We start from the raw sequence: 11897 nt of genomic DNA, 5'->3' as shown, positions 1-11897 counted from the left end.
CTGGCGGGGTCGGCTCACGTGCGGCGGCACCGGCCAGTACACACCGTCGTCGTTGCCCGTGCGCACCCCGCCGTGGCGGACTCGGCCGGAAAACGGCGTGGTGGACGGGCCCTCAGCGGGCCGCGGGTTCCGCGGGCAGCTTGAAGACGTGACCCGGAGAGATGATCTTGGTGATCGCCTCGCCGAACAGGGTGCTGGGCTCCTGGCCGGCGTGGTTGATGTCGGTGTTGAGCAGCACCACCAGGGTCGCCTTCGCGGGCGGGAGATACACCGTCAGGGCCTCGTACCCCGGGATGGAGCCGTTGTGTCCGATCCAGCCCTGCACATTGAAGATGCCCAGCCCGTATCCGGCGCCCGGGATCGATGTGGGTGGAGTGACGAGCCGCTGCTTCTGGGTGGCAGGGCCGACCATCCGCCTGCCGTCGGGGAATTGGCCGGTTGCCACCGTGGGCGCCCACACCCGCAGATCCCGCAGCGTGGAGATCATCGCGCCGGCCGCCCACGCCCAGGACGAGCTCCACCCGGCCGTCTCGGCGACCTTGCCGTCGGCCGTCTGGTTCGTGTACCCCTGCGCGTGCGGGCTGGGGAACTCCGTGCCGGAGGGGAACGACGTGTCCTTCATGCCGGCCGGGTCCAGGACGTGCTGCTCGATGTAGTCCGCGAGCCGCCGGCCGCTCTCCTTCTCGACGACCAGGCCGAGCAGGATGAGGTTGGTGTTGGAGTAGAAGAACTTCTCTCCCGGCGGGAACATCACCGGGTGCTTGAAGGCGTAGTCGAGCAACTGCTGCGGAGTGAAGGTGCGTTGCGGGTCGGAGGTCAGTGCCTTGAAGAAGGCGTCGTCCTCGGAGTAGTTGAACAGCCCGCTGCGCATGCCGGCCAGCTCCCGCAGCGTGATCCTGTCGCCGTTGGGCACGCCGTCGACGTACTTGCCGATCGGATCGTCCAGCCCGACCTTGCCCTGGTCCACCAGTTGCAGCAGAGCGGTCACCGTGAACATCTTGGTCTCGCTGCCGATCCGCATGTGCAGGTCCGGGGTCATCGTCCGGCCGGTGCCCTTGTCGGCGACGCCGAGGGAGCTGACGTAACTGCCCCGGTCCGGTGTCCAGATGCCGACGGTCACGCCGGGCACGTTCGCCTCCCGCATCACCTTGCGTACGGCGGCGTCCAGTTGGCGGGCCACGGCCGGAGTGAGGGTACGGACGTCCGTCCCGGAGGGGGAGGGGCTCGGCGAGCCGGCGGCGGCAGCGGCACGCACCGCGGCGGGCGCCGCCCCGGCGGGAGCGGCGGCGAGCGGTGCCGTCAGCGCCCCCACCACGACGGCGATCGCGGCCCCCCGGCGCAGGCGTGTGGACGAATGCGGCATGGGCTGACTCCAAGCACGTGCGAGGGAACGTGCGGTGGGCGAGACGTCGGAGCCCTGTCCACTCAGCATAGGAGCGCCCGTCCCCGGGCGCCTGTCGGCCGTCGCACGCCCCTGTGGGATGCTTGTCGGACAGGCGGAACGCCCCGTTCGAGGGGCGGGCTCACCCGACCCGGTGAGCCTCGGGCGCGGGGCGTAGCGCCGGCCCGCCCCGGGCGTTGCCCCGGCATGAACGTCATCGACCGTGTGGACCGGACGGACCGCAGGGACCGGACGAACCGCAGGGCCCCGGCGGACCGCGCCCGTGAGCCTATCTACGCCCAACTCATCGCGGAGTGGCGCGCCGAGGGGCGCACCGTGCCCGCGGAACCGGAGGCCCTGTGGGCCGCCCTCACCGGCTTCCCGCCGCGCACCCGGACGGAATCCGAACGTCCCTGACGGCGACGGGGATCAGCGCCCGCACAGCGGCGCCAGCACCGCCAGCGCTCCGTTCGCCTCCCGCAGCGCCTCCTCCAGGGCACCGGGCCGGTGCAGCACGCCGGTGCCGTCCGGCGCAATGATCCACTCCAGGAACCGGGCGGGCCGGTACGGCGGCGGTACGGCCACCCAGGATCCCCTGGTCGCGTACCGCAGACCGGCGCCGACCCAGCCCCCGGCCGGATCCGGCGGCAGGAAGAACCCCACCCGTCCCGACGCGGTGTCCACCAGGGTCGGCCCCGGCACGGGCAGCCGGGGCTGCCACAGCAGGTCCAGGGCGAGCAGGCCCAGCCGGTCGGGCACGGTCAGGACGTCCCAGAACCGGCCCGCCTCCAGCAGTGCGATGCCCTCGCCGTGGTCCCACTCCCACTTGCACGCGCGAGGATCGGCCGCCGCCGCGGCGAGCCACTCCACGCCCCGCCTCCACATCGTGTTCGCCATGCACTGCTCCGGTGCTCTCGCTCGTCCGCCATCGGCGCACAGGCATGCTGATAGATATTTCTGTCCGGCGGAAGGGGTGGCGCGGCCTGGCGTTTCCAGACCACCCGGCCGAACGCTTGATTCGAGCGTCAGCACACTCGATTCGGGCGCGACATCTTGCTCAGATCACTTTTTCGGTCGTACGCTCACGCTGTTCCGTCACCCCATCGACCGAGGTACGCCATGGACCGCACGCGTCTGCATGCCCTCCTGGCCCGGGAGAGCGCCGAGGCCGAACGCCGCAACCCGCGCTCCAGGGCGGCCTACGCCCGGGCCGACCACCTCTTCGGCCGGGTGCCGATGACCTGGATGAACAAGACCGCCGGAGCCTTCCCGCGGTACCTGGCGGGCGCGCGCGGAGCGCGCATCACCGACATCGACGGACACGAGTACATCGACTTCTGCCTCGGCGACACGGGCGCGATGGCCGGTCACTCGCCCGCCCCCGTCACCGAGGCGGTCCACCACCGGTACGCCGGCCTGGGTGGGGCCACCGCCATGCTGCCGACCGAGGACGCCGAGTGGGTCGGCGCCGAGCTGACCCGCCGCTTCGGCCTGGCCCGCTGGAGCTTCGCGCTGACCGCGACCGACGCCAACCGGTGGGCGATCCGGCTCGCCCGCGCCGTCACCGGGCGCCCGAAGATCCTGGTGAACAGCTACTGCTACCACGGCAGCGTGGACGAGTCGCTGATCGTCGTCGGCCCGGACGGGCACGGCACTGCCCGCCCCGGCAACGTCGGCGCCCCCTGCGACGTCACCCTGACCAGCCGGGTCGCCGAGTTCAACGACCTCGCCGGACTGGAGCGCGAGCTGGCCCACGGCGACGTCGCCGCCGTCCTGATGGAGCCCGCGCTCACCAACATCGGCATCGTCCTGCCCGAACCCGGCTACCTCGCCGGCGTCCGCGAGCTGACCAGGCGGTACGGCACCCTGCTCATCAACGACGAGACGCACACCTTCTCCGCCGGCCCGGGCGGCTGCACGGCGGCGTGGGACCTGGAGCCCGACCTGCTCACCATCGGCAAGGCGATCGGCGGGGGCATCCCGGCCGGCGCCTACGGCCTGTCCGCCGGCCTCGCCGACCGGCTGCTGGACCGCGCCGACCTGGACCTCGTCGACATGGGCGGCGTCGGCGGCACCCTCGCCGGCAACGCGCTGTCGGTCGCCGCGATGCGGGCCACCCTGGAGCACGTGCTCACCGACGACGCCTTCGCCCGGATGACCAAGCTCTCCGAACGCTTCGAGGCGGGCGTCCGGGCCGGCATCGAGGCCCATGGGCTGCCCTGGTCCGTCAGCCGGCTCGGCGCCCGCACCGAGTACCGCTTCACCTCACCGGCGCCGCGCACCGGCACCGAGTCCGCGGCGGCCGCCGACGCCGAGCTGGAGGACTTCCTGCACCTCCACCTCGCCAACCGGGGCATCCTGCTGACCCCGTTCCACAACATGGCGCTCATGTGCCCCGACACCACCGAGCAGGACGTCGACGCCCACACCGAGGTGTTCGCCGCCGCCCTGGCCGAACTGGCGGGGTGAGCGGACCGTGGTGCATCTGGACGACACCGACCGGGCCATTCTGCGCGAGCTGCAGACCGACGGCCGGATCGCCTACGCCGACCTCGGACCCAGGGTCGGCCTGTCCCCCTCGGCGGCCCGGCAGCGGCTGACCCGGCTGCTGGAGTCCAGGGCCGTGCAGGTCGTCGGCGTCACGGACCCGATGGCCATGGGCGGGCAGGCCATGGCCCTGCTCGGCATCGGCGTCGACGGCGACCCGCGTCCGGTCGCCGACGCGCTCGCCGAGCGCCCGGAGGTCGTGTACGCGGTGCTGACCTCGGGCGGCTTCGACCTGTTCGCGGAGGTGGTCACGCCGGGCCCGAAGAACCTGCTGGACTTCGTCAACGACGTGGTGCGGCCCCTGGAGGGCGTCCGCGATATCCGGTCCTTCCCGTACTTCGGGATCCACACCCACCGCTTCCTCTGGGACGTGGGCTGACGGGATCTGGGTCGGCGGGACGTGGGCCGGCCCGGGCGGTCCGGTACGCAGGAGCTCAGGCGGGCGGGGGCTGCGGGGTCAGGACGAGCATGCTGGCGTCGTCTCGGACCTCGTAGCGCAGCCGGTGGAGGTCCGCCCAGATGGCCCCGGGCAGTTCGGCGGGACCGGTGCCGGCGAGGGCGACCAGCCGCTCGGGCAGCGGGTAGAAGGAGTCGGAGGCGTCCCGCGCCTCCCAGAGCCCGTCCGAGGCCAGCAGCAGCCGGTCGCGCGGTCCGAGGGCCACGGTCACCTCCTTCGGCGCGTCGACGCCGACCAGTCCGATGCCCAGCGGGGGACCCGGCGCGACGGTGATCTCCCGGGCCCGCGCCTCCCGCAGCAGCACCGGCGCCGGATGCCCGCAGGCCAGCACGCGCACCGCCCGGGCGTCCGCGGCGAACTCCAGCAGCACCGCGGTGGCGAACAGCTCCGCGTGCCGGACACCGGCCGAGTCGGCGGCGAGCCTGCGGTCCATGCGGGCGGCGACCGACTCCAGGTCCGGCTGGTCCAGCGCCGCCTCCCGGAACGCGCCCAGCAGCGACACCACGGTCGCCACGGCCGACAGCCCGTGCCCCTGCACGTCCCCCATCACCGCCCGCACGCCGTACGGCCCGTCCCGCACGTCGTAGAAGTCGCCGCCCACCAGCGTCCCGTCCTGCGCGGCCCGGTAGAAGCCGGCGCAGCCGACCGGCCCGACCCGACCGGGCAGCGGAGGCATCACGGCCCGCTGCACCGCCTCCCCGATCGCCCGTTCCATGACGAGTTGGGCGTCCCGGCGGCTGCGCACGTACGACACGAACACGCTCAGCAGGGCGACGAAGACGACGGTGAGCAGATCGGTGTTGCCGGGACGGTTGAGATGCGTGGCCGGCACGTTCATCACGACCACGACCAGCGCACCGAGGACACCGGTCGCCAGGGGCCCGTACGACAGGACGGCCAGCGGCGGGATCGCGCCCAGCAGGAAGCCGAGGTCGCTGGCGTCCGGCGTGGTCAGCGTGGCCGCGGTCACCGCCACCAGGAGCAGCACCGGCAGCACCCGGACCCACCGCGGGGGCGGTGCGCCCCGCAGCCACCCGCGCTCCTCCCGGGACTCCCGGCCGCGCACCGATGCCACATCCCCACGCTACGCCGCCCCCGGAACCCCTGTCGGTGTCACTTCCTGCCGGGGCGGGTCCAGGGCCTGTCCGACCATTCCCGTCTGCCGTGCGACGCCATGCACGCCCTAGTCGCCGGGCGTCCCTGCCGCCAGCCGGGACTCCGCCGTCGCCAGGATCTCGGTGATCCGCAGGGCGAAGGCGGCGTCGCAGGGGTGGGCGCGGCCGGTGCGGGCCGCGGCCAGCAGGGCGTCCGCGGCGCGGGTGAGGGCGGCCACCGCGCCCTCCGAACCGCGCGGCAGGACCGACACCCCGGCCTCGCCGCGCAGCTCCAGGTCGGCCCCGGCCGCCGCGGGCGGCGCCGTCAGGCTCAGCGTGAGCGTGCTCGACGCACCCGTGGCGTGGTCGAGGACCAGATGCACGGTGTCGGCGGGGCCGTGCGCCGCCGCCGGCACCTGCCGTACGTCACCGAGCACCGGAAGGAGGACGGAGAGCGCATGCGGACCCACGTCCCACAGCGCGCCCTTCTCCCGCCGCCAGGGGGAGGCGGCGAACGGGCTGTCGCCGGTGAACACCGCTCCCAGCCACTGCCCCCGCGCCGTGAACCAGCCCGCCGTGGCGGCCTGCTCCTCGATCCACGCCTCCGGCTCCTTCTGGAACCGTGTGGTGAAGAACACCACCGACGCCACCCCGGCCCGCTCCGCCGCCTCGGCCACGGCCCGCCCCTCCGCGGCCGTCACCGCCAGGGGCTTGTCGAGCAGCAGATGGCACCCCGCCCGGGCGGCCCGCACCGCCAGCGGGGCCTGCACCGACGGCGGCAGCGCCACCGCCACCGCGTCCACATCCGCCAGCAGCGCGTCCACGTCGTCGTACGTCCGGGCGCCGTGCTCCTCCGCCAGCGCGGCGGCCGCCTCCGGGCGCCGCCCCCAGACCCCGGCGAAGTCCAGCCCGGGGTGCCCGGCGAGAGCCGGGGCGTGCGCCGCCCGGGCCCACGGGCCCGTTCCCAGCAGTCCGATGCGCATCCTTCGTTCCCCTCTCCGGACCGGACCCCACGGCCTCACCACGCCCGGTCCCGGTCGCCCTCGGCATACGGCGCCGCCGCATCCCCGTCACCCGCCAGCCATCCCGCGATGGCCCGGGCGATCGGCTGGCCGGTGTCCATCTCGACGAAGCCGAACTGGCCCGACTGGTTGCACTCCAGGAACCACCAGATCCCGTCCGCGTCCTCCGCGAAGTCGAAGGCACCATAGGCCAGCTCGGCACACTTCATGTACCGGTGGACGGCCTCGGCGACGCGTGGCGGCACTTGCGCCGGGAGCCAGGGCGAGACCGAGGGAGCGAAACGGACGTCCACGTCGTCGGGGTGGGCGTCCGGGTCGGCCGGTTTGCGGGCGGCCAGCAGCCGCTCGCCGACCACCGTGAGGCGGATGTCGGCCCGCTTGGCAACCCGCCGCTGCAGCAGTGTCGGGCCGAACGCGACGGCCGCGAAGTCGGTGTCCGGCGCGACCCGGCTGGTCGGCACGGCCCGCGGCGGCTCCTGCGGATGCGCGCCCGAGACGGGCTTGACCACCAGGTCCGGGAAACGCTCGGCAAACTCCCGGGCGGCCTGCGGGAACGTGGTGATCAGCGTGGCCGGCACCGCGAGCCCGGCGCGCTGCGCGAGCCGCAGCTGCCAGGGCTTGTGCCGGGCCCGGCGGGCGGCGTCCGGATGGTTCATCCAGCGCGCGTCGGTGCAGCGCAGCATGCCGTACAGCGCCTGGGCCGACTCCTCCGTCAGCCAGGCGGACGGCTGGGCGGCGCGCGCGGCGGCCCGGCCCGGCCTGCGCACCCAGATCGAGCGCAGGCCGTTCATGCTCACCAGGCGCCCGCCGACGGACAGATGTCCACGGCAGGCGCCCTGCACGTACTCGCCCGACAGAGCCACCCCGTTGGTGAGGTCGGCCGGGTCCAGCCGGACGACGGGCACGCCGGCCTCGCCGAGCCGGAGGACCACCATGTCCGCCGTCACGTCTTCTTCACTGGTCAGGATGAGCACGGTCATCTTCCGACGGCCCGCGGTCAGTCGTCGAAGTGCGTCTTGGACCCGGCCGTCGAGGTCGTTGTTCCCAGCGCTCTCAACGTCGCATGGTCGGTGGCGGCTATCCGTCCGTCCGGGAGGACGTTCAACTGCAGTCCGGAGTCGTACGAGTACGGAGTGGTGACGTCCAACTGCACTGCGGGGCGTGCGTAGTTGAGCGTGAACGGTTGCATGGGTCTCTCCCTGATTCGGCTTTCACGTCCTTATACGAATCGAACGGGTGATTGGTTTCCTTACACTCCGTAACCGGGGTCCGGAGAGGGGTCGTTGGGGGTGGTCGCACAGGAGGACGCGGGAACGTCCGAACTGGCTGCGCGGCGGCCCGGATTGCCGCCGTGAGGGCCCTGACGGGCGCTCATGCGGCCAGGGCGCCGCGGGCCGCCGCGAGAGCCTGTTCGGCGTAGCCGCGGCCGAAGAGCACCGCGTGCACCAGCAGCGGAAAGAGCTGGTGCAGACCGACCCGGTCCCGCCAGCCGTCGGCCGGTGGCGCGGCCTCCTGGTACCCCTCCAGCACCCGGTCAAGCCGAGGACAGCCGAACAGCCGCAGCATCGCCAGGTCGGTCTCCCGGTGCCCGCCGTGCGCGGCCGGGTCGATGAGCCGGACCTCGCCGTCGGCGCCCCACAGCACGTTGCCGTTCCACAGGTCGCCGTGCAGCCGCGCCGGGGGCTCGGCCGGCCCCGCGAGGTCCGGCAGCCGCGCGCAGACCTGCTCGAACACCGAGGCCTCCCCGGGCCGCAGCGTGCCGGAGTCGACCGCGGCCCGCACGTACGGCAGCACCCGGTGCTCGGCGTACCACACGGGCCAGTCGTCCCCCGGCGCGTTCCGCATGGGGGCTCGTCCGATGAACGCCTCCTCGGGCCCGCCGGGCGGCGCCGCGCCGAACGCCGGGGCACCGCAGGAGTGCAGAGCCGCCAGGGCATGGCCGAAACGCAGCGCCGCCGCGTCGTCGGGACGCCCGGTCGCCACCCGCTCGGTGACCATCCACCACTCGTCGTGCCCCAGTACCGCCGGCACCCGCACCGCACCCGCCGCACCGAGCCAGCGCAGCCCGGCCACCTCCGCCCGTACGGCATCGGGGGCATCGCCACGCTTGACCATCACCGCCGTACCGCCCTCGAGTGTCACCTCGGCGGGCGACCCCGCCCCCGCCCGCGCACCCGTCACCCGACGCCCGGTGAGCCGGGCGGCCACCTGTCCTGGATCCTCGTCCCGGTTGACCACCGCACCAGCGTACGACCCGCAAATGAGGCCCGGATGAGGGAACTTGGACCGTTGCTACGACGGTTTTCGGCCACATCGGGGCAGCGTGCTGCGGCCGCTGCGTGCCGGGCGTACGGGGCTCTCAGCGCCCCGCGGTCTGCCGTCCGGTCAGGCCGACCGGGTTGCCGGGCGGCAGCAGCCCCGCCTCCTCGACCGTGCGGGCCAAAGGCTCCAGGAGCCCGGCGAGACGCGCGGTGCGCTCCGCACCGAGTGCGGCCCACGGGTGCTCGGCCGCCTCGTCGGTCCGCGTCTCGACCTCCGCGCGCCCGGCCACGCCCGCCGGGGTCAGCGATCCGTCCTCGGCGAGAAGACCCCGCTCGCGCAGGCGGGCCTCGGCGGCCGCCCAGTCCTCCGGCTCCCACTTGCGGGTCTCCCTCAGGAAGCCGCCGTCGGACTCGCCGGCGGCCGCCTTGAGCACCATGGCCTCGACCGGCCCGAGCCCCGTGCCGACCAGAACCGCGACATGCCCGTCGCCCCGGTGCTCCCGCAAGGTGGTCAGGGCCTGCCACAGCCGGGCGGCCGGGCTCTCCGGCCGCTCCAGCGCCTGGTTGGCGGCGGCCAGCACCCGCCCCGCCGTGTCGGCGGCCCCCGCCGCCTCCCAGGCGAGGTCGGCCGCCTCGGCGAAGTCCGCGGACCGCACCGCCTCCGTCCCGAAGAGCCGGGTCATGGCCGCCTCCATGGCCTCCGTGCGGGCGGCCAGCACGTCGCTCGGGGCGGCGTACCGCCAGGCGTCGGGAAGGGCACGGTGCACCCGGGCGGGGTGGAACACGTAGAAGCAACTGGTCACCAGCGACGGGGACACGGCCCCGAGCGGTGCCGCCCGCAGCGCGAAGTACCCCATCCAGAACCCGCGCATCCCCAGCGTCTGTGCCGCCCGCCGCGCCTCGGGAGCGAAGTACACGAGATCGTGCACCGGCTCCAGCCGCTCCCACATGCCCCGCGCCGTCCCACCCGCCACCGGTTCCTCCCGCCACGTCGCCCTGCCGTACCGTCGGGACCAGCCTGCGCTATGACCGCTGTCATAACAAGCGCGCGGGACGCATTCATGGTCCGCGCGGGACGCGGGCCCTCGCCCGGTTCGCGGCCTCCGGGGCAGGGCGCCGGACCCGTCCGACGCCGTTGCCGAACAGTTCGGTGAACCACAGGTCCCCGTCCGGGCCGGGGGCGATGCGGAAGGGCGCCTTGTCGCCGCCGTCGGGGACCGGGTAGGTGGTGACCTGCCCGTCCGCGCCGATCCGTCCGATGCGGCCGGACTGGTCGGCGTACCACAGCCGCCCGTCGGGTCCCGCTGCGATGCCGCTCGGGTCGCTGTCCGGGTCGGGGAGGGGGAAGCGGGTGACGTCGCCGGTGGTGGTGATGCGGTGGACCGGGTTCGAGCCGCCCGTCGTGAACCACATGCCGCCGGGACCGGCGGCGATGTCGTCGGGGAAGGGGGAGTCGCCGGGCAGCGGGAACTCGGTGAGGCGACCGGCCGGATCGATCCGCCCGATCTTCCCGCCGGTCAGTTCGGTGAACCACAGGGCGCCGTCCGGACCCGCGGCGAGGGAGTAGGGGGAGGCGTCCGGAGTCGGCACCGGGAACTCGGTGATCTCTCCGGACAGGGTGATCCGACCGACTTTGTTCCCGTCCTGCTCGGTGAACCACAGGGCGCCGTCCGGACCCGGGGCGATGCCGGCCGGGAGACTGTCCGCCGTCGGCAGCGGGAACTCGGTGACGAGGCCGGAGAGGGTGATCCGGCCGATCCGGTTCACGCCGCCCTCGGTGAACCACAGCGCCCGGTCCGGGCCCGTGGTGATGCCGAAGGGGGAGCTGTCCGGGCTGGGGAGGGGAAAGTCGGTCACCTCGCCGCCGACCGTGATCCGGCCGATCCGGCCGGCGCCCGACGCCGCGAACCACAGCGCGCCGTCCGGGCCGGCGGTGATTCCGGTGGGCAGGCTGTCGGCCGTCGTCGTGATCGGATAGTCCGTCACGCCACCGATGTCCGCTCGCGCCGGGGCCGCGACGCCGGCGACCGTGACCAGCACCCCGAGCGTCGCCGCGAGGAGACGGCGGGCTCCCCGGCACGGCACGGTCGCACCGGGCATCGGCAGACCTGCTCCGGCGGGGGCGGTGGACTGGTCCGGACGGCGGGCCTCCGGGTGACCGGGGGGTGGGCCGGACGGGGGCTGCTTCGGCGTGTCGCTGGGGCAGACGGGTGGCGCGATGACCCGGCTGGGCGGCCCGGATGGTGCGCCGGGACCGGCTGACTGACGGTGGTTCATGTCGAGGCCGGGTCCATTCAGCTGATGCCGTATCCGCTGCCCGGCCACGGCGGAAGGACACCGACATGCGCTCTGCCCGCATCCTTCTCGCCACGGCGGCCGCCGGCGCCGCCCTGGCCTTCACCACACCCGGCGCCGCGTTCGCCGTACCCGCAGGGGACGACGGAGGCCACGGCGACTCCTCGTACAGCAGGGACCACGACAGCGACTCCGGCCGCGACCACGACAAGGGGTCCGGCAAGGAACACGACAACGACTACAGCAAGGGGGACGAGGGCGACCGCAGCCACGACGGGCCGCGCGGCGGAATGCACACGGGTGGCGGCGCGCTCGCCGCCGTGCGCGGCGACGACTGGGGCTCCTCGGACCGGGACGACAGCAGGTTCGACCCCGACAGCTACCGGGACAAGGACAAGGGCGGCGGCAAGGACAGCGGGGGCCACGACGGCGGCGGCCGGGACAGCGAGGGCGGCAAGGACGACTGGGGCGGCGGCGACGACCACGAGAAGCCGCGCGGTGGCATGCACACCGGGGGCGGCGCGCTCGCCACGCCCGGCGTCACCGCGGGCGGCCTCGCCGTGCTCGCCGTGGGCGCCACCGGCATGTACGCGCTGCGTCGCAAGAAGGCGGTCGCATCGGCCCCCTGACCGGCCCGCCGTCTCCCGGGGACGCGGCCGCCGCCGGCGCAGCGCGCACCGTGCCGGCGGCCCGCCCCCGAGTCCCTGTCACCCACACCGCTTCCGGCTCCGAAGACCCTGCCGCAGGGCCGACTGCGCCCCGCCGCCAGGGCCCGAGCCGCAGCCTCGGGGCGCCGGCCCCCACCCCCGTCCCGGCCCCGAACCCGTAACCGCTCACCCC

The 11897-nt window shown here is 74.2% G+C and carries 13 protein-coding genes; 4 read left to right on the top strand and 9 right to left on the bottom strand.

Annotated features, from left to right (window positions below; all coding sequences use genetic code 11):
• Positions 1 to 112 precede the first annotated feature (112 nt).
• A complete protein-coding gene (locus ACZ404_RS09490) occupies positions 113 to 1363 on the bottom strand; it encodes a serine hydrolase domain-containing protein (RefSeq protein ID WP_468437651.1) in 1251 nt (416 codons plus the stop codon).
• Positions 1364 to 1588: 225 nt separating this feature from the next.
• Here ACZ404_RS09490 and ACZ404_RS09485 point away from each other — a divergent pair, with 225 nt between their 5' ends.
• The gene (locus tag ACZ404_RS09485; RefSeq protein ID WP_468437649.1) at positions 1589 to 1798 is read left to right on the top strand and encodes a hypothetical protein; all 210 of its coding nucleotides are present in this window, start codon (positions 1589 to 1591) and stop codon (positions 1796 to 1798) included.
• A gap of 12 nt (positions 1799 to 1810) precedes the next feature.
• On the opposite strand, the gene ACZ404_RS09480 is transcribed toward ACZ404_RS09485, so the two are convergent.
• Positions 1811 to 2278 (bottom strand): hypothetical protein, encoded by a 468-nt coding sequence (locus ACZ404_RS09480; protein WP_468437647.1) that lies wholly within the window; start codon positions 2276 to 2278, stop codon positions 1811 to 1813.
• A gap of 222 nt (positions 2279 to 2500) precedes the next feature.
• On the opposite strand from ACZ404_RS09480, the gene ACZ404_RS09475 reads away from it, so the two are divergent.
• Both ACZ404_RS09475 and ACZ404_RS09470 read left to right on the top strand, forming a co-directional pair.
• Positions 2501 to 3850, top strand: coding sequence for a transaminase (locus tag ACZ404_RS09475; RefSeq protein WP_468437645.1), 1350 nt, complete (start codon positions 2501 to 2503; stop codon positions 3848 to 3850).
• A 16-nt stretch (positions 3851 to 3866) separates the two neighbouring features.
• Positions 3867 to 4307 (top strand): Lrp/AsnC family transcriptional regulator, encoded by a 441-nt coding sequence (locus ACZ404_RS09470; protein WP_468438142.1) that lies wholly within the window; start codon positions 3867 to 3869, stop codon positions 4305 to 4307.
• A gap of 55 nt (positions 4308 to 4362) precedes the next feature.
• Here the strand turns inward: ACZ404_RS09470 and ACZ404_RS09465 are convergent, their stop codons facing one another.
• The 7 genes from ACZ404_RS09465 to ACZ404_RS09435 form a co-directional block, all read right to left on the bottom strand.
• A complete protein-coding gene (locus ACZ404_RS09465; RefSeq protein ID WP_468437643.1) occupies positions 4363 to 5460 on the bottom strand; it encodes a PP2C family protein-serine/threonine phosphatase in 1098 nt (365 codons plus the stop codon).
• Positions 5461 to 5568: 108 nt separating this feature from the next.
• Positions 5569 to 6462 carry a Gfo/Idh/MocA family protein gene (locus tag ACZ404_RS09460; protein WP_468437641.1) on the bottom strand — a complete coding sequence of 298 codons (894 nt, stop codon included), beginning with the start codon at positions 6460 to 6462 and terminating at the stop codon, positions 5569 to 5571.
• A gap of 35 nt (positions 6463 to 6497) precedes the next feature.
• The gene (tgmB, locus tag ACZ404_RS09455; protein ID WP_468437639.1) at positions 6498 to 7481 is read right to left on the bottom strand and encodes an ATP-grasp ribosomal peptide maturase; all 984 of its coding nucleotides are present in this window, start codon (positions 7479 to 7481) and stop codon (positions 6498 to 6500) included.
• A gap of 17 nt (positions 7482 to 7498) precedes the next feature.
• The gene (gene tgmA, locus ACZ404_RS09450) at positions 7499 to 7690 is read right to left on the bottom strand and encodes a putative ATP-grasp-modified RiPP (RefSeq protein ID WP_468437637.1); all 192 of its coding nucleotides are present in this window, start codon (positions 7688 to 7690) and stop codon (positions 7499 to 7501) included.
• 182 nt (positions 7691 to 7872) lie between these two features.
• The gene (locus ACZ404_RS09445) at positions 7873 to 8709 is read right to left on the bottom strand and encodes a fructosamine kinase family protein (protein WP_468438140.1); all 837 of its coding nucleotides are present in this window, start codon (positions 8707 to 8709) and stop codon (positions 7873 to 7875) included.
• 151 nt (positions 8710 to 8860) lie between these two features.
• Positions 8861 to 9736: an SCO6745 family protein gene (locus ACZ404_RS09440; protein WP_468437635.1), complete on the bottom strand. Its 876-nt coding sequence runs from the start codon at positions 9734 to 9736 to the stop codon at positions 8861 to 8863.
• 85 nt (positions 9737 to 9821) lie between these two features.
• Positions 9822 to 10862 carry a Vgb family protein gene (locus ACZ404_RS09435; RefSeq protein ID WP_468437633.1) on the bottom strand — a complete coding sequence of 347 codons (1041 nt, stop codon included), beginning with the start codon at positions 10860 to 10862 and terminating at the stop codon, positions 9822 to 9824.
• Between the two features lie 242 nt (positions 10863 to 11104).
• Between ACZ404_RS09435 and ACZ404_RS09430 the strand changes: the two genes are divergently transcribed.
• Positions 11105 to 11686, top strand: a complete 582-nt coding sequence (locus ACZ404_RS09430) for a hypothetical protein (protein ID WP_468437631.1) — start codon at positions 11105 to 11107, stop codon at positions 11684 to 11686.
• Positions 11687 to 11897 lie beyond the last annotated feature (211 nt).

Source organism: Streptomyces sp. NPDC030798 (assembly GCF_055572275.1).
This window is presented reverse-complemented; position numbering and strand designations above follow the sequence as displayed.

Bases quoted from the DNA above. Each gene is read 5' to 3' on its own strand.
- ACZ404_RS09490 (WP_468437651.1), bottom strand. From the start codon at position 1,363: ATGCCGCATTCGTCCACACGCCTGCGCCGGGGGGCCGCGATCGCCGTC.
- ACZ404_RS09485 (WP_468437649.1), top strand. From the start codon at position 1,589: ATGAACGTCATCGACCGTGTGGACCGGACGGACCGCAGGGACCGGACG.
- ACZ404_RS09480 (WP_468437647.1), bottom strand. From the start codon at position 2,278: ATGGCGAACACGATGTGGAGGCGGGGCGTGGAGTGGCTCGCCGCGGCG.
- ACZ404_RS09475 (WP_468437645.1), top strand. From the start codon at position 2,501: ATGGACCGCACGCGTCTGCATGCCCTCCTGGCCCGGGAGAGCGCCGAG.
- ACZ404_RS09460 (WP_468437641.1), bottom strand. From the start codon at position 6,462: ATGCGCATCGGACTGCTGGGAACGGGCCCGTGGGCCCGGGCGGCGCAC.
- tgmB (WP_468437639.1), bottom strand. From the start codon at position 7,481: ATGACCGTGCTCATCCTGACCAGTGAAGAAGACGTGACGGCGGACATG.
- tgmA (WP_468437637.1), bottom strand. From the start codon at position 7,690: ATGCAACCGTTCACGCTCAACTACGCACGCCCCGCAGTGCAGTTGGAC.
- ACZ404_RS09435 (WP_468437633.1), bottom strand. From the start codon at position 10,862: ATGCCCGGTGCGACCGTGCCGTGCCGGGGAGCCCGCCGTCTCCTCGCG.
- ACZ404_RS09430 (WP_468437631.1), top strand. From the start codon at position 11,105: ATGCGCTCTGCCCGCATCCTTCTCGCCACGGCGGCCGCCGGCGCCGCC.